This window comes from Gynuella sp., from assembly GCF_050297175.1.
GTDB lineage: Bacteria > Pseudomonadota > Gammaproteobacteria > Pseudomonadales > Natronospirillaceae > Gynuella.
Map to the genome: position 1 here is coordinate 14,049 of NZ_JBNKSF010000008.1, position 16,852 is coordinate 30,900.

Annotated in this window: 15 protein-coding genes; 13 read left to right on the plus strand and 2 right to left on the minus strand. The window is 49.1% G+C overall.

Annotated elements, in window-relative coordinates; all coding sequences use genetic code 11:
- Positions 1–3: 3 nt before the first annotated feature.
- Positions 4–585 carry a hypothetical protein gene (locus ACQY6I_RS03020; RefSeq protein WP_428239992.1) on the plus strand — a complete coding sequence of 194 codons (582 nt, stop codon included), beginning with the start codon at positions 4–6 and terminating at the stop codon, positions 583–585.
- Between the two features lie 160 nt (positions 586–745).
- Here ACQY6I_RS03020 and ACQY6I_RS03025 read toward each other — a convergent pair whose 3' ends face one another.
- On the minus strand, positions 746–1,741 hold the full coding sequence (locus ACQY6I_RS03025) for an LLM class flavin-dependent oxidoreductase (RefSeq protein ID WP_428239993.1): 996 nt from the start codon (positions 1,739–1,741) through the stop codon (positions 746–748).
- A gap of 275 nt (positions 1,742–2,016) precedes the next feature.
- On the opposite strand from ACQY6I_RS03025, the gene betI reads away from it, so the two are divergent.
- The 11 genes from betI to ACQY6I_RS03080 all read left to right on the plus strand — a co-directional run bounded on the left by betI (position 2,017) and on the right by ACQY6I_RS03080 (position 13,023).
- A complete protein-coding gene (gene betI, locus ACQY6I_RS03030; RefSeq protein ID WP_428239994.1) occupies positions 2,017–2,664 on the plus strand; it encodes a transcriptional regulator BetI in 648 nt (215 codons plus the stop codon).
- A complete protein-coding gene (betB, locus tag ACQY6I_RS03035) occupies positions 2,661–4,121 on the plus strand; it encodes a betaine-aldehyde dehydrogenase (protein ID WP_428239995.1) in 1,461 nt (486 codons plus the stop codon). The genes betI and betB overlap by 4 nt, the downstream gene beginning before the upstream one ends.
- A 38-nt stretch (positions 4,122–4,159) precedes the next feature.
- Positions 4,160–5,836: a choline dehydrogenase gene (gene betA / locus ACQY6I_RS03040; RefSeq protein ID WP_428239996.1), complete on the plus strand. Its 1,677-nt coding sequence runs from the start codon at positions 4,160–4,162 to the stop codon at positions 5,834–5,836.
- Between the two features lie 100 nt (positions 5,837–5,936).
- Positions 5,937–6,854: a choline ABC transporter substrate-binding protein gene (locus tag ACQY6I_RS03045; protein ID WP_428240082.1), complete on the plus strand. Its 918-nt coding sequence runs from the start codon at positions 5,937–5,939 to the stop codon at positions 6,852–6,854.
- 189 nt (positions 6,855–7,043) lie between these two features.
- The gene (gene choW, locus ACQY6I_RS03050; RefSeq protein ID WP_428239997.1) at positions 7,044–7,889 is read left to right on the plus strand and encodes a choline ABC transporter permease subunit; all 846 of its coding nucleotides are present in this window, start codon (positions 7,044–7,046) and stop codon (positions 7,887–7,889) included.
- Between the two features lie 2 nt (positions 7,890–7,891).
- Positions 7,892–9,094, plus strand: a complete 1,203-nt coding sequence (choV, locus tag ACQY6I_RS03055) for a choline ABC transporter ATP-binding protein (RefSeq protein WP_428239998.1) — start codon at positions 7,892–7,894, stop codon at positions 9,092–9,094.
- A gap of 114 nt (positions 9,095–9,208) precedes the next feature.
- Positions 9,209–9,670: a hypothetical protein gene (locus ACQY6I_RS03060; protein ID WP_428239999.1), complete on the plus strand. Its 462-nt coding sequence runs from the start codon at positions 9,209–9,211 to the stop codon at positions 9,668–9,670.
- Positions 9,671–9,760: 90 nt separating this feature from the next.
- Positions 9,761–10,195, plus strand: a complete 435-nt coding sequence (locus ACQY6I_RS03065; protein ID WP_428240000.1) for a TlpA disulfide reductase family protein — start codon at positions 9,761–9,763, stop codon at positions 10,193–10,195.
- A 6-nt stretch (positions 10,196–10,201) separates the two neighbouring features.
- Positions 10,202–10,417 carry a DUF4266 domain-containing protein gene (locus ACQY6I_RS03070; RefSeq protein WP_428240001.1) on the plus strand — a complete coding sequence of 72 codons (216 nt, stop codon included), beginning with the start codon at positions 10,202–10,204 and terminating at the stop codon, positions 10,415–10,417.
- A complete protein-coding gene (locus tag ACQY6I_RS03075; protein WP_428240002.1) occupies positions 10,408–11,820 on the plus strand; it encodes a DUF3570 domain-containing protein in 1,413 nt (470 codons plus the stop codon). Before ACQY6I_RS03070 ends, ACQY6I_RS03075 begins: the two co-directional genes overlap by 10 nt.
- A gap of 315 nt (positions 11,821–12,135) precedes the next feature.
- On the plus strand, positions 12,136–13,023 hold the full coding sequence (locus tag ACQY6I_RS03080) for an FAD:protein FMN transferase (RefSeq protein WP_428240003.1): 888 nt from the start codon (positions 12,136–12,138) through the stop codon (positions 13,021–13,023).
- Between the two features lie 360 nt (positions 13,024–13,383).
- On the opposite strand, the gene ACQY6I_RS03085 is transcribed toward ACQY6I_RS03080, so the two are convergent.
- Positions 13,384–14,913, minus strand: a complete 1,530-nt coding sequence (locus ACQY6I_RS03085) for a methyl-accepting chemotaxis protein (RefSeq protein ID WP_428240004.1) — start codon at positions 14,911–14,913, stop codon at positions 13,384–13,386.
- An 819-nt stretch (positions 14,914–15,732) separates the two neighbouring features.
- On the opposite strand from ACQY6I_RS03085, the gene ACQY6I_RS03090 reads away from it, so the two are divergent.
- A complete protein-coding gene (locus ACQY6I_RS03090; RefSeq protein ID WP_428240005.1) occupies positions 15,733–16,461 on the plus strand; it encodes a substrate-binding periplasmic protein in 729 nt (242 codons plus the stop codon).
- The last annotated feature ends 391 nt before the right edge of the window (positions 16,462–16,852 follow it).

Consider the following 16,852-nt stretch of genomic DNA (forward strand, 5'->3'; position numbering starts at 1 on the left):
ACAATGAGCGACTATAAGTCACTTTCAGAGATTATGGACGAACTGCGCAATCTGGCAGATCAAAAAGCCACCGGCTCTTTGTTTATTGTCAGCGATGAAAGACACTCCGCCTCTTTCGGTTTAGAAAAAGGCCGTATTGTTGCATTACAGTGCAGAGGACGATTTGGCGCACAGGCCATGACTCTGGTATCCAGAATCAAACAGGGTACCAGTCGATTTGAACTGTCTTCCAATTATCTGCGGAAAATGGATCTGCCCGATAACGAAGAGGTGATCAGGCAGATTCTTGATGCTCAGTCATCTGCTCCTGCAGCAGCTCCAGGTACGGCCAGAAGTGCTACTCCAACACCTCCTCCCATGCCAGCTTCTGCACCCAGGGCACTGAATATCAGTGCCAGTCAGAAGGCAGCCATCGAAGACGTATTGGTGGACTCTCTTGGCCCGATGGGCAGTATCGTGATGGACTCGATTGAGGACTGCAAAGACATGAGTTCGATCGTCATGGCCATCAAAGAGGTGGTGGAAACACCCGAGATCGTGCAGAGCCTGGTTGGTAAGATCAAAGATATCCTGACGGGAAAATAATTTTTCCAACCGCTCACCCGGCAACCGACCAATAGCGTTCGCCTATCGGTCGGTTTTTCTGTGGATGCACGAAATGTTTCCTGCAACCATTCACAGCAAATGACTTCCTCGACCCTTCTGCAGCCGTTGATGAAGCACTGTTCGGGTCATGGAACCGAACTCATGCCGCTTTCATCAATCCCGTTTTTGCCAACAATTCCAGTGCTTTCAAACGGGCATCAAGCTGATGAACAGGAATGGAGACAATCAGCTCGTCTGCCTGAGTCTCAGCCATAAAACTCTGCAACTTCATTCGCACCGTATCTACTGATCCCACCAATGCATATGTCAGCGTATGCTCGACAGCGGCTTTCTCCATCGGCGACCAGAAGGACTGCATGTCATCAACCGGTCTCGGAAACGCTCTGTTCGCCCCCCGCCGAAGATTCACAAACTGCTGCTGAACAGATGTCATCAGATATCGGGCTTCTTCGTCAGTGTCTGCCACCACTGCCATGACACCTACCATGACATAAGGCTTTTCCAAGTGGACTGACGGTTGGAAGTAATGCCGATAAAGCTGTATTGCTTCCAACAGATGATCCGGCGCGAAGTGCGAGGCAAACGAATAAGGCAAGCCCATTTGCGCAGCCAATTGAGCACTGTAAAGACTGGACCCCAATAACCAGAGCGGAACTTTGCTGCCAACACCCGGCACAGCCACGGTCTGTTGATCCGCCTGGCGTTCACCCAGATAACGTTGTAATTCACGAATATCTTCCGGGTACTGGTCAACACTCGCGTTCAAATTTCGTCGTAACGCTCTGGCTGTAGCCATATCCGTCCCCGGTGCTCGCCCGAGCCCCAGATCCACGCGATCAGGAAACAGTGCCGCCAAGGTGCCAAACTGCTCAGCAATCACCAATGGAGAGTGATTGGGTAGCATGATACCACCGGCACCTATCCGTATTTTTTGAGTAGAGGCGCCAATGTGTCCGATTACAACTGAAGTAGCCGCACTGGCAACGGCGGACATCCCATGATGTTCAGCTAACCAGATACGGTGATAACCATTTTGTTCCGCATTGATCGCCAATTGACGGCTGTTTGCAAACGACTGAGAGACACTCTCACCATCGTTTACAGGTGCCAAGTCCAGTATTGAAAAGGGAATCATTTTATTCACCAAAAAATCGAAATCGGCCTTCTACATGGTGACAATTACAAATAATTGCAAGATAAATTTTTCCCGGTTTTTTTTACCTGTCCGCCAAAACGCGTGAAAGCCTATAAATACAAACTCAAACGGCAATAAACCCATTGCGACCAAGTGCATGTCTGGCAACGCCAAATGGTGGAAAAACTTATCCAATACCGGCAACCCGGTTTGACAGCCCGAGTATAACCATGTTTTTTTATTAAATAGGCGTTTAATAAAACGAGGGTTCAATCATGCCAAAAGTTGGAATGGCAGCGATCAGACGCCCGCAATTGATTGACGCGGCGATGGAAGCAATTAATCAGGTTGGACTGCACAAAGCCAGTGTGGCAATGATCAGTGATCTGGCCGGAATGTCGCCGGCTATCATCAATCACCACTTCGGTGGTAAAGATTATTTGCTTGAGGCCACTATGCGTTCGGTATTACGCAAACTGTCTGAAAGCGTCATGACAGAATTGAGCAAAACCCACCCGGATGACGTGGTGGGTCGGATTAAAGCCATCGTCAAAGGCAATTTTGATCCCCACCAGACTGACGCAAAAGTGGTCAAGACCTGGCTGGCATTTTGGTCTGAGTCAATGCATCACCCGGCACTGTTCCGTTTACAGCGGGTGAATGAAAAACGTTTGTTTTCACACTTAAAACTGGAGCTAAAACGGATTTTACCTGCTCCACAAGCCCACAGGGTGGCCCAGATGCTGGCGGCCCTGATTGATGGTATCTGGCTGCGCGGCGCATTAAGTCAGCGCGGCATCAACAGTGAACAGGCACAGCAACTGATTCACGCATGCCTGGAAAGACAATTACCAGCCGAGGTATTGGTCAATCCGAACCGTTATCGACCAGAAGCTCGCACAAAAAATAAGGTTAAGACATGAGTCAAACACAATTGTACATTCACGGTCGGTATCAACCTGCCAGTTCAGGTGAAACCTTTACCACCCTGAATCCGGCCAACGGTGAGGTGCTGGCAGAAATACAGCAGGCATCTCTGGCCGATGTCGATAAAGCCGTTGAATCAGCCCAACAGGGATTTAAAACCTGGTCGGCGATGAGCGGTGTTGAACGTGGCCGCATTCTGCTCAAAGCCGTTGCTATTCTGCGCGAGCGCAACGATGAACTGGCACGACTGGAAACGCAGGATACCGGAAAACCACTACAAGAATCCCTGTACGTGGATATCGTCACCGGTGCAGATGTCATCGAATACTATGCCGGTCTGGCAGCCACCATACATGGCGAACAGCAAAACCTTGGCACCAACAATTTCTTTTATACCCGGCGTGAACCGCTTGGCGTCTGCGCCGGGATCGGCGCCTGGAACTATCCAATTCAGATTGCCATGTGGAAGGCCGGCCCGGCACTGGCTGCTGGCAACACCATGATATTCAAACCGTCGGAAGAAACTCCGCTGAGCGCATTAAAACTGGCGGAAATCTTTACCGAAGCCGGCATGCCTGACGGGGTTTTCAATGTGGTTCAGGGCGATTACCGAGTCGGTCAGGCACTGTCACGTCACCCACACATTGCCAAGGTATCGTTCACCGGTGAATGCGGTACCGGCAAAAAGGTCATGGCCGATGCCGCCGGCACACTGAAGTCCGTAACCATGGAACTGGGTGGCAAATCGCCACTGATCATCTTTGATGATGCCGATCTTACCAACGCAGTGTCCGGTGCCATGCTGGCAAATTTCTACACTCAAGGTGAGGTCTGCACCAACGGTACCCGGGTGTTCGTTCATGACCGCATTTATGACGCATTTCTCGAGCAGTTACAGCAGCGCACCGAAAAAATGGTTCTCGGTGACCCTGTTGACATGAACACTCAAGTCGGAGCCCTGATCTCCGCCGATCATATGAAAAAAGTCATGGGCTACATCGAAGCCGCCAAAGCTGCGGGTGCCCGACTGGTCTGTGGCGGTGAGCGTGCCACTGAAAACGGCCTCGACCGGGGCTTTTTCATCAAACCAACGGTATTTGCGGACTGCAGCGACGACATGCCGAACGTCCGCGATGAAATCTTTGGTCCGGTCATGTCGGTCCTTCGTTTCAGTGACGAAGACGAAGTCATCCGCCGTGCCAATGATACGGAATATGGCCTGGCTGCCGGCTTGTTTACCACCCACCTAGCGCGCGCCCATCGTGTCATCGGCCAGTTGCAGGCCGGTATCTGCTGGATCAACAACTGGGGGGCATCACCGGCGGAGATGCCTGTTGGCGGTTATAAACAATCTGGCATTGGCCGCGAAAACGGCCTTGAGACCCTGGCGCACTATACCCAGACCAAAAGCATTTATGTCGAACTGGGAGACGTGGACTGCCCATACAGCTGAAACTGATCAATTTCGAATCCAGAACACTGAAGAGCGCAATGACTCAAATGACATACGATTACATCATAGTGGGAGCCGGTTCAGCTGGCTGCGTACTGGCAGACCGGCTCAGTGAAAGCGGCAGCCATAGCGTACTGCTACTGGAGGCCGGTGGTAGTGATCGCAGCATTTTCATTCAGATGCCGACGGCGTTGTCCTACCCAATGAATACCGCAAAATATGCCTGGCAGTTCGAGTCCGAAGCAGAAGCCGGTCTCGACGGCCGTAAACTGCACTGCCCGCGCGGACACGTGCTGGGCGGCTCATCGTCTATCAACGGTATGGTATACGTACGTGGTCATGCCTGTGATTTCGATGAATGGCAGGAGCACGGCGCCAAGGGTTGGAGTTATCAGGACTGTCTGCCTTACTTCCGTAAGGCTGAGAGTTGGGCCGGTGGAGCCGACGACTACCGGGGAGGAAGCGGGCCGCTGGCAACCTGCAACGGCAATGAGATGAAACTCAACCCGTTGTATCAAACCTTCATCGATGCCGGCGCGGAAGCTGGTTATCCAGTCACCAAAGACTATAACGGTTACCAGCAGGAAGGTTTCGGACCGATGCACATGACCGTTAGAGACGGAGTGAGGGCATCCACCTCCAATGCTTATCTGCGCCAGGCCATGCAACGCTCTAACCTGACAGTCATTACCGGGGTGGTCAGCCGTCGGGTGATTCTGGACGGCAAGACGGCGCGTGGCATCGAATATGAACAGCACGGTCAGATCTTAACTGCCACCGCTAATCGCGAAGTGATTTTGGCGGCCGGTTCGGTCGGGTCGCCACAGTTGCTGCAGTTATCCGGTATTGGTCCGGCACAGGTGTTGCGCGATGCCGGCGTAGAGATGGTCCATGACCTGCCCGGTGTCGGGGAAAATCTGCAGGATCACCTGGAGGTTTATTTTCAGTATTACTGCAAACAACCCATCACCCTGAACAGTAAGCTTGGGCTGATCAGCAAAGGACTCATCGGTACCCGCTGGATCCTGTTCAAAGACGGTCTCGGTGCCACCAATCATTTTGAATCCTGCGCGTTTATCCGTTCCCGCGCAGGTCTGAAATGGCCGAACATTCAATACCACTTCCTGCCGGCAGCCATGCGCTACGACGGTGGTAAAGCCATAGCCGGTCATGGATTTCAGGTCCATGTCGGCCCGAACAAACCTCAGAGCCGTGGCCGAATCTGGATAAAATCCGCCGATCCCCATGCCAAACCCAGCATTCAGTTTAATTACATCAGTACCGAACAGGACAAACAGGACTGGCGTGACTGTATCCGCTTGACTCGCGAAATCATTACACAGTCTGCCTTCGACGATTACCGTGGTGACGAAATTCAGCCCGGCAAAGATATCCAGACCGACGAGCAGATTGATCAGTGGGTGAAACAGAACGTGGAAAGCGCCTACCACCCATCCTGTTCCTGCAAGATGGGCGCCGATGATGACCCAATGGCGGTGCTCGACAGCCACTGTCGGGTACGTGGTATCGAAGGGTTGCGGGTAGTGGATTCATCCATTTTTCCAACCATTACCAACGGTAACCTCAACGCTCCGACAATCATGGTAGCAGAGAAAGCCGCTGACCTGATTCTCGGCAATGATCCTCTGCCCCGTGCCAATGTGCCGGTGTGGATAGATCCGGACTGGCAACAGCTGCAACGTCCGGCAAAATAATAAAACGGCCATGCTGGCCAGAGTAAGAAAACAAATATCAGTACTTGGGAGGAACAACATGAAGACCAAAACGACTAAGAGTAATTTGCTTACGAAGGTGATGCGTGGTGCTGCGGCAGTGGCCGCGTTATCTGTTTCCATGAGCTATGCCGCCTCATGCGATGAAGTACGCTTCTCCGATGTTGGCTGGACGGACATTACTGCCACCACAGCTGCTACCAGCGAAATTCTTGCCGGCCTTGGCTACAAAACCAAAACACAGTTGTTGTCCGTACCAGTAACGTACAAATCACTGGCCAATGACGATATCGACGTGTTTCTGGGCAACTGGATGCCCACCATGGAAGGTGACATTGCCAAATACCGTGAAGCCGGTACAGTGGAAACCATTGGTATGAACCTGGAAGGGGCAAAATATACGCTGGCCGTTCCCAAATATGTATACGACGCCGGAGTTAAAAGCTTTGCCGATATCGTTAAATTCAAAGACAAGTTCAAAGACAAGATCTACGGCATCGAACCTGGCAATGACGGCAATCGTCTGATACAGGACATGATTGATACCAATGCATTTGGTCTGAAGGATTTTGACCTGGTGGAGTCAAGCGAAGCCGGCATGCTGTCACAGGTGGCCAGATCGGTAAAACGCAAACAATGGATCGTATTCCTGGGCTGGGCACCACATCCGATGAACGCAAACGTCGACATGGAATATCTGAGTGGCGGTGACGACTACTTTGGCCCCAACTATGGCGGCGCCAACGTTTATACCAATGTACGCAAAGGCTATATCGGCGAATGCAAAAATGTTGGCCAACTGCTGACCAACCTGAAGTTCTCTCTGCCGATGGAAAACGAAATCATGGGCGCCATCCTGGATGAAGGAAAAGATCCCAAAGTTGCCGCTAACAGCTGGCTGAAAGCTCATCCGGAAGTATTGGATGGATGGCTCAAAGGTGTTACCACCGTTGACGGCAAACCTGGCCTGGCAGCAGTCAAAGCATATTTGAACATTTAATAAATCTCTGAATATCAAAACTGTTTCGTGCCACCGCAATGGTCAGGTGCGAAACAGCAAAGGTTCTGAGGATTACAGATCTGCCTTACAGGTCAACACCCTCACCCCAGGGCCTGCCACTCTGGTCCGCCTTAGGGCCTTATTGCCGCCAGAAACGGCCATTGACCTTACGATCCTGGAGTTTTTTGAATGAACTGGTTAATTGAACACAAACTGCCGATAGGCGACTGGATGGAAGTCTTTTTTGACTGGCTGACACTGCATGCATCCGGTTTTTTTGATCTTATATCGATCTCTCTTGAATGGCTGATTTTATCATTAGTCGACCTTTATCTATGGCTGCCACCGCTGGTTATCATCGGCGTCACTGCTGCATTGGCCTGGCTGCTGCACCGCAGCATCGGACTGGTGGTATTTGTCATCCTTGCGCTACTGCTGATTCTCAATCTGGGCTATTGGGAAGAAATGATACAAACCTTCGTACTGGTCATTACCGCTACCTTTTTGTCGGTCATCATTGGCATCCCCATTGGTATCCTGGCAGCTCACAATAAATGGTTTTATTCCATACTGCGACCAGTACTGGATTTAATGCAGACGATTCCAACGTTTGTATATTTGATCCCAACCCTGGTGCTATTCGGTCTTGGAGTAGTACCAGGGTTGATTTCAACCATTATTTTTGCCATTGCCGCACCGATCCGTCTGACCTATCTGGGTATCAGTCGGGTGCCCGAAGAACTTATTGAAGCGGGCCGCGCCTTTGGCTCAACCCCCACACAATTGTTATTAAAAGTGGAATTGCCAGCCGCCACGGCCAGCATTATGGCGGGGATTACCCAATGCATAATGTTATCACTGTCGATGGTGGTCATTGCCGCACTGGTCGGTGCCGACGGTCTCGGCAAGCCGGTGGTTCGCGCACTCAATACCGTCAACATCTCCCAGGGCTTTGAAGCAGGTATTGCTATTGTCCTTGTTGCCATCATTCTTGACCGGATATTTAAAACACCCGGCAATAATCAGGAGGCTTAGCCATGCCTACGATCAGCATTCGGAATCTAGATGTGATCTTCGGTCAGCAGATCACCGAAAGTTTGAAATTACTCGACCAGGGCAAAAGCCGTCAGGAGATCATCGATATCACCGGCGATATCGTCGGTGTTCAGAACGCCAGTCTGGATATTGAAGAGGGTGAAATCTGTGTTCTTATGGGACTGTCCGGATCGGGAAAATCAAGCCTGTTAAGGGCAGTTAACGGACTCAACGTCATCAGCCGTGGAGAGCTATTGGTACAAGATGGTGAACGCATGGTCGATCTTGCCAACTGCGATGAAAAAACCCTTCGTCATCTGCGAGCCAAACGAATCTCAATGGTATTTCAGACATTTGCCTTAATGCCATGGCTGAAAGTCATCGATAATGTTGCCTATGGTTTGGAAGTCATGGGCATGAATAAAAATGACCGCCATAAGAAAGCCATGGAGCAACTCGACATGGTCGGACTGGCGGATTGGAAGGACAAATACCCCCATGAGTTGTCAGGCGGCATGCAACAGCGTGTGGGATTAGCCCGCGCATTTGCGATGGACAGCGATATTCTGTTAATGGATGAGCCATTTTCCGCCCTGGACCCATTGATACGTCATCAGTTACAGGAAGAGTTGATCACCCTGCAAAAAAGCCTGAACAAAACTATCCTGTTTGTCAGTCATGATCTTGATGAAGCACTGAAGATCGGTTCCAAAATCGCCATCATGGAATCGGCACGCATTATTCAGTGTGGGGCGCCGGCCGATATTGTATTGAGCCCGGCCACACCTTACGTGGAAAACTTTGTCGCTCATACCAATCCGCTGAACGTGCTTGAAGGACACACACTGATGACGGAGGCCAAGGCCCTGGAACAACAGGATGGACGCCTGCTGGCAGACCCTCATCATCAAGTCTGGCTGACGGTAGAAGAAGGCAAGGTGGCTGGCGCAGAAATGAATGGCAGCGGGCCGCTCAAACTGCAGTATTGCGAAGCCGATCAGGACAATCAGGTTCCCGCCTGCGGCACCCTGGCGATGACATCTCCCAAGGTCTCCATGCGACGTGCCATAGAACTGTGCTACAGCACTGAACTGCCGGTTATTCTGGTGGAAAACGGCAAACTGGAAGGTGTACTCTGTGACCAGAATTTTTATTACGCACTGCTCGGAAAACATTTTACGGCCAGTGATACTGCCAAAATCTGAGCAAATCGGGGGGATATAAAAAGCTCTCATACCCTTCGAAAAGCTGATGGTGTTCAGGCTGATTCTGACTATGCTAAGGCCCCATAATGGAACCTGCTGACATTGGAGGAAGAAATGCCCGGAACCTATAAAATCACAGATAATGGCAAAACATTATTTGTGAAATGGCAGGGAAGTCTACTGGACACCCGGCTATTGGATTTGACCACGGAGCGGTATCAGGATACCCGGCTATGCAACGGTATGACCGAGGTGATCGATACCCGTTCAGCCATCATTGAAAGACCTGCAGACAAACCCGCACTGGTTCGCGCTATCAACCAGATGGCGATGGTCTATCAGGAAATCCGCAAACACATTAAAATTGCCAGAATGCTGATCGTGGCACCGGATCAGGTGATGTTTGAACAAGCGTCGGAATTCCGGCTGCTGATGGCAAGGCAAAGTGTCGATGTTATTTTGTTCAGCTCACCACAATCACTGAGTTATTTCCTGCCTTACAGTCCAGTGGAGCTGGAAGATATTTTTGTCAGCCTTAGCATGGAATGCCTGGCCAATTTCCGTCAACAGGCTTGATGCATCTATCACTCAGTTAGCTGTCAGTTTAAGTTTCGATTAAGTCAGTCAATTTAACATAGCCCAAGCATATTTCGCTTGAGGTTATGTATGAAACGCATTTTTATTTCCATTGGCATACTGCTGATATCCCTCTCAGCCCATGCTGCCCAACTCGATTTAACCCCTTACAAAGGTCAGGTGGTCTATGTCGATTTTTGGGCATCCTGGTGTGGCCCGTGCCGGGCGTCGTTTCCATGGATGCAGTTAATGCACCAAAAATACCACCAGAAAGGTCTCACCATCATTGCTGTCAATGTTGATCAGGAGGCCGATCTGGCCGCTGAATTCCTTTCCAAATATCACCCCAAATTTAACATAGCCTACGACCCTGACGGTCAGCTCGCCCAGGAATATGGTGTCAGTGCAATGCCTACAAGCTTCCTGATAGATCGTAACGGAAACATCAAAGTCAGCCACAAAGGTTTTCACAAAAACAAAGTGGATGACTACGAACGCGAAATCCAACAGCTGTTGTCGGAGTAATCAGACATGTTTGGAAAATACCTGGTAATCGTGTTGCTGACCATGCAACTGCCCGCTTGTACCCTGGGGGTAAAACCATGGCAGCGGGATCTGCTGGCAAAGCCGCAAATGGCACTGGACAGCCAGCCGATACAAAATTCATACAACGAACATATTTATTTTAGTAAAGAAGCCAGCTCTGGCGGCAAAGGTTTTGGCGGTGGAGGTTGCGGATGCAATTAACACAGAATCTACGCACTCGCCTGACCCTGGCGACAGGCGCCCTGCTGGGTGCAACAGGCAGCGCCCATGCGGCCCAGGATGGAGACTGGCTGGTCAGCTCCGGATTGCTGGTCTACAGCGAAGGCGATAACCGGGTGACAGCTGTTGAACCGGTTCTTAACCTGAAACGCGAATACGATGACGAAAGTGCACTAAATATACGGCTGGTGTTCGATACTCTCAGCGGTGCATCTCCAAACGGTGCTGCCATTGCTAACGTCGACCAGACGTTTACTGGTCCATCTGCCAATTCATCCGCCCGCTCCAGCCACCAGACACAAACACGTGCTTCGGGAAGTACATCATCCAAAGATGACCATGAAGATGAGGATGAGGACGGCGCCAATAGAGTCTATACGACCCATGCCGGAGATCTGCCGGTGGCACCGCATTTTGAAGACAACCGTTATGTTTTGTCTCTTGGATGGGAAAAACCGCTGGACAGCGATACCAAAATCAACCTGGGCGGAACCTATTCCGGAGAAAGCGACTTTCAATCCTTCAGTGGCAACATCGCCATCGCCCAGGATCTGTTTGGTAAAAATACCACCCTGTCAGCGGGTATCAATTATGAACTTGACCTGATCAATCCCAATGGAGGTCTTCCCGATCCACTGAGTTCTTATGGCAGTTCAAATAAAGATAAAGATCACGATACTAAGCAGGTAATTGACGGCATTGTAGGGTTTACTCAGGTCATCAACCGGCGCTGGATTACGCAACTGAATTACTCTATCAGCACCAGTTCCGGTTATCAGAACGACCCCTATAAAATTCTGACCGTGGCCGACAACGGTAACCTGGTCAGTGATCCGGCCGGTACGGACAGCTATTTGTATGTTTATGAAAACCGCCCTTCAGATCGCCTTAAACAAAGCATCTACTGGCAAAACAAGTTCGCATGGTTCAAAGATGACGTACTGGATATCTCATATCGTTATATGACGGATGACTGGGGAATTCGTTCTCATACTGCGGATGTCAGCTATCACTTCCAGCCTGGCAACCGCTTTTATCTGCAACCGCATTATCGGTATTACCAGCAGACGGCTGCGGATTTCTATCAGCCATTCCTGAATGCCGGCGATGAAGTTGCAGTAGACGCTTCCAGCAGCCATACCTTGGTGGACTACGCCTCTTCTGATCCACGGCTCGGCGCGTTCTCAGCAGATACCTATGGTTTGACCCTGGGTATTCCTCTCGCAGGTCCCGATCAGGAGATTGCCATCACCCTAGAGCACTATCAGCAGCACGACCAGAATGACGTGAAAAGCGTGGCCAGTGGTAGCAACCTCGATGGTATGAGCCAATTTGCTGAACTGTCTGCCAACTGGATACAGCTAAGTTATACCTTCCGCTGGTAAGCGCACATGGGCTCCGGCCATTACGACTGACAGCAGGTCCGGCAATATTGCGAAAAATCTCGCTGGAATTGCCGGACCTGCCTTCGCATTCAATCAATTGCAGATTTTCCTGCCACAGGCAATGAACTCAACCAGAGTATGTGTCCGTTAACCCGGCAACCAGGCAGACCGGATTGGTCTCTTTGATGGTCGCGCCGAGAAATCTATCGTGGAGCTGATATACTGCTGATGTGTCGGTAGCAGTCTCAATCTGACAGATACCACATCCCTATTGAATCCAGTTTCAGGACAACAGCATCGTTAACAGGTATCACTATGAGTTTTCAATTTCAGCTGTCCCAGTTTGATGACTACACGAAAGCCGCATTTCCGGCCATGGCCAGCCCTTGTGAGATTCTGTTTGACAGTACCGATCTGGAACAAGTGATGGCACTTGGCCTTGAAGTGAGGGCAGAAACCTGGCGCATTGAGCAGAAATTCAGTCGTTACCGACATGACAACATCATTCATAAAATCAACAACGCCTGTGGCAAAACGATTCACGTAGACGACGAAACTGCCGACCTGCTGGATTTTGCCAATCAGATATATGAGTTGTCCGAAGCCCGTTTTGATGTGACCTCTGGCATTCTGCGCAAGGTATGGAAATTCGACGGCTCAGATCAACTGGCCGATGAAAAAGCCATTGCCACACTGTTGCCATTGATAGGCTGGCATCAGGTCAACTGGTCCCGCCCCTATCTGACACTTCCCGAAGGCATGGAAATCGACCTGGGGGGCATCGGTAAGGAATATGCCGTCGATAAGGTCTTCTCACTACTCACCCAGCGTTGCGAACATGCATTACTGGTCAATTTTGGTGGGGATCTACGTGCAAAAGGGCCTCGCAAAGATGGCAGTGCCTGGAAAGTTGGCGTTGAACAAATAGTCCCAGAACAGCAAATACGACACCTTGAAATGACTGCTGGTGCAATGGCAACCAGTGGTGACAGCCGCCGCTATCTGCTCAAAGACGGCATTCGGTACAGCCATATCCTCAACCCCAAAACCGGATGGCCAGTCATGAATGCCCCACGATCCATTACTGTGGTAGCCCCGACCTGCGTAGAAGCAGGCATTTACTCCAGTCTGTCACTCATGATGGGGGATGACGCAGAAAAATTTCTTGAGGAACTGGACATCCGTTATTGGAGCGTTCGGTAACGTATCTATGGCGGTCTAAACCGAACGGGAAACTTGTTCAAGGGTGTGAGACAGTCTCATTAGTACATCACAATGAGTAGGTCACTATGATGAAGAATGTAGACATGGAAATCAGGGTCAATAAGCATTAGCGGTACCACTCGCCCGCATCAATACTATTCCTATTTTTCAGAGGCCCCAAATGTTTACCAAGCAATTGTGGTTCAAGTCGTTATAAAAATAATGTCATGCACCTACACAAGTGTATCTGCAACCATCGCTTGATGGTTTTTCTCATAACTGATGTCAATGATGGTCAATCTGCAGCAAATCCCAGGCAGTTTAGGGTTCTGAGCAGACCAAAACAGAATACAGCAAAGATCACCATTTAAAGCCACCCAGATGACTGACCAACGTTTCCGTTTGCCGTTTAACGCCATGACTATACGAGACAGCCTGATCAACCTGTTCATCTACTTTCTGTGACAGCGCAGACAGGCGTTTAATCGCGTGCTGGAGTTCCTGACTGATGTCGGATTGCCCGTTCACCGCTGCTGCAATCTGGTTCGACATCACACTGACCTGGGAAAATGCATCAAAAATTAATTGGAGTGAGACTTTTGCCTCTTCAATTTTCCTTACTCCCTGTTTGCTCGACTCACTCCCCTTACTGAACAGCTCCACACCGTTTTCAGTGCTGACCCTCAGACGTTCAATTTTCTGGATAATTTCTCTGATGCTGTCATGCGTCTTGGTAGCCAGTGCCCGAACCTCATCGGCCACAACAGCAAACCCTCTGCCGTTCTCTCCCGCCCTGGCGGCTTCAATCGCGGCATTCAGCGCCAGCATATTGGTCTGTTCGGCGACCCCCTGAATCACGCCAATAATTTCAGTGATGGAATCAACATCCATTTGTAAACTGGACATGGACACACGGGTCTGCTCCAGAGTGACATCCAACTCCTGAATAGCCTGCACCGTCTGCTCCACGGACAACTGTGTGACTTCTGCATTTTTATGGGCATTAGCGGCAGCATCAGCAGTCACCCTGGCATGTTCAGCAATACCTTGAGAAGCATCATTGCTTTTATCCAGAGCAGCAGAAATCGCATTGACTTCCGTATACTGCTTCATCACCAGTGAACGGCTGACATCAAAAGTATTATCCATGCTAACAACCGACTGGCTGACCTGGCCGGTTACCTGACCCAGTGCCGACGTTGAATTCTGCAATTTCTGCATGAACTGATTAAAATATCCTACCAGCATGCCAATTTCATTCCGCGAATTGCCAGACAGTCGCTTGGTCAGATCCCCCTCACCTTGAGAAATGTTGTACATGGTATCCGTCAACGCCAAAATCGGTCTTCTGACCAACCAGGTGAGCAATATGAATATCACACAGGCCAGTAATGACAATAACACCAGGATACTGACTACAGTCATCTGCAACTGTATGTCCAATTGCCGATTCAGGTAATCTGAATTCAATTGCAGGTAACTGATTGCAATCGGATCTTCCCCGGCTTCGGCATATTTAAGTTCTATCGAAATAAGATTGCTGAGATCCGGCAATTCACTCACAACCTGAGTATCTTCATTTTCATGTTTACCCAAAGCGTGGCTGAGTTTTCCATTTTCAACGATATATACTGCATCGATATTCGGACTATCTATGGTAGCGCGCAACACTCCATCCACTGTATTCAATTCATAATTCCAAAGTGCAGGCGGAAGCGAGGAAGCAATAAACTGACTAACCGTCTCAGTTTGATCGGCAAGTGCATTACGCCACTTCTGGACATTCAAATAATAATCAATCGCTGCACTAACCGATAACAACAACGCCATAACCAGGATGGCCCATAAGGTGATGCGGAGACTTAACGAATTGACTTTAAATAGGCTCATTATCTTCCTCACAAACACTTACTTTAGCTTTATCCTTCGCATTAAGCTGAGCTAACCGGCTCCCTACCTGATATCGGCAAGGGTACTGAACGCGACCTAGTCACCCTGATAATCGAAAAAACAACCATGGCAGCGTCAACTTCATTTCAGATACAAATGACATTTCGTCTGTTTTATATTCTCCGACAATATCTATTTCGAAACTCACTCAGAATGCAGACGCCACCGCCATACCTTTCGCGTTTCTTATGTCAGCGACCTACACCTAAGACTAGCAAAAAAAACAAATTTACCATGAAATTAACCTTTACCTTCGCTACAAAAATCCAGTATCACAGATCCACGTACGGTTAAAAAATCTCTGACAATCCCAAGAGAAGCATTTAAACAGGCCTTTCAATCGATCTTCTCTGCCAAAAACAATCTGAGAAACATCTGACTACCGCTGCCTTCGCGAAAATAGCCTGAGTGGATCCAGGTGCCGCCCAGCAAAAATGCTTGTTATCCATAATGGTGCAGCATGGAGGTTAGCAGCCATACCGAATCCGACAACTATGCATGAAGATATCCGCATGTTTTAACCTGATAATTTGACAACCAGCTGTTGATGAACAAGACTTTAAGTGGAACAAAGCCCACGAATACTCATAAAAATGGTTCTCACGGAATGTTCAAAATCCCGTTTGAAAAATAATTTATCGCCGTGGCACCGCCCCCTTAATTCAGCCCCCGGAGCCTGAGCAAAAGTTTTATTGCAAAAATTATTCAACCAGACGACTAATAAAAAAACCAAGCAAGAGATAATAATTCGGAGTATTTATGAATTTTTCCAATCTCATTAAAATAATATTGATTGTATTCTTGTCTCAATTCGCCAAAGCAGAAGTCACGATTGATGTTGATCATGCCAACCCACCATTTATGTATCTGAGTGGTGGTAAAGCTAAAGGTATTTATCCAGCACTGATCTCAGCAGCGTTTAATAAAATAGGCGAACCTGTCGTCATAAACGCTCTTCCATGGTCCAGAGCAATTGAAGATATTGATAGTGCTCAAACAGGCATCGGCGGCATTTATAAAAATTCTGAAAGACTTAAAAAATACGATTACAGCGAACAGATTTATGTGGATAGGCTATTGGTCTACTACAATAAATCCAAGATAGTGTCCTTCAACAGCGTCGACGATTTAAAAGGAATGGAAGTTGGTGTTCTTCGCGGGTGGAGCTATGGTGACGCGTTTGATACTGCTCTCAAATCAGGTGATATTAAAGTCAGTGAAGTTACTTCAGACAAACAAAATTTCAAAAAACTAAATGCGGGACGTCTGGATGCGGTGATAGCGATCGAAGTTGCGGGCTCAATACTCATGCGGGAATACCCAAACATTGCCGTGTCAGCGACGCCGATAGCCGAAAATCCAACGTATCTGGCCTTCTCAAAAAAAGCCAACATGACCGCCCTACTGGACAAGTTCAATAAAGCAATCACTTCTCTCCGGGAATCAGGAGAATTTGACAAAATCGTTCAAAAAGAACTAACGAACTAATACTTCATCGTCAGGCTGATAAAAATATCAGCCTGATGGTTTTTTCAGGCAAACAACATCCTGGATATATTTGCGTACAACGCCCAGGATATTTATCGGGTTGAGTGTCTGTTTTTTGAATGTATGAATATCATTTTCAAAGTGTACGTAGACCACAGACATCACAGCATGTGCATCCCTTGGTTTGGCTAACGCCTTCATCCATGACAGTCGCAATTGGGTGAATCACCCGGTTGAGCAAAGGACCGTATTTCGCCACAGACCCCCTGCTGTACGACAGTGACACGTTGGAGCTGGTGGAACCAAAATAACAGTCGCAGGCCGAACGAAAAAGAGAGAGCCTGGGATATTTTGACTATCGCCTAAGTGCCGTGAAAGAAGACAATCGGAG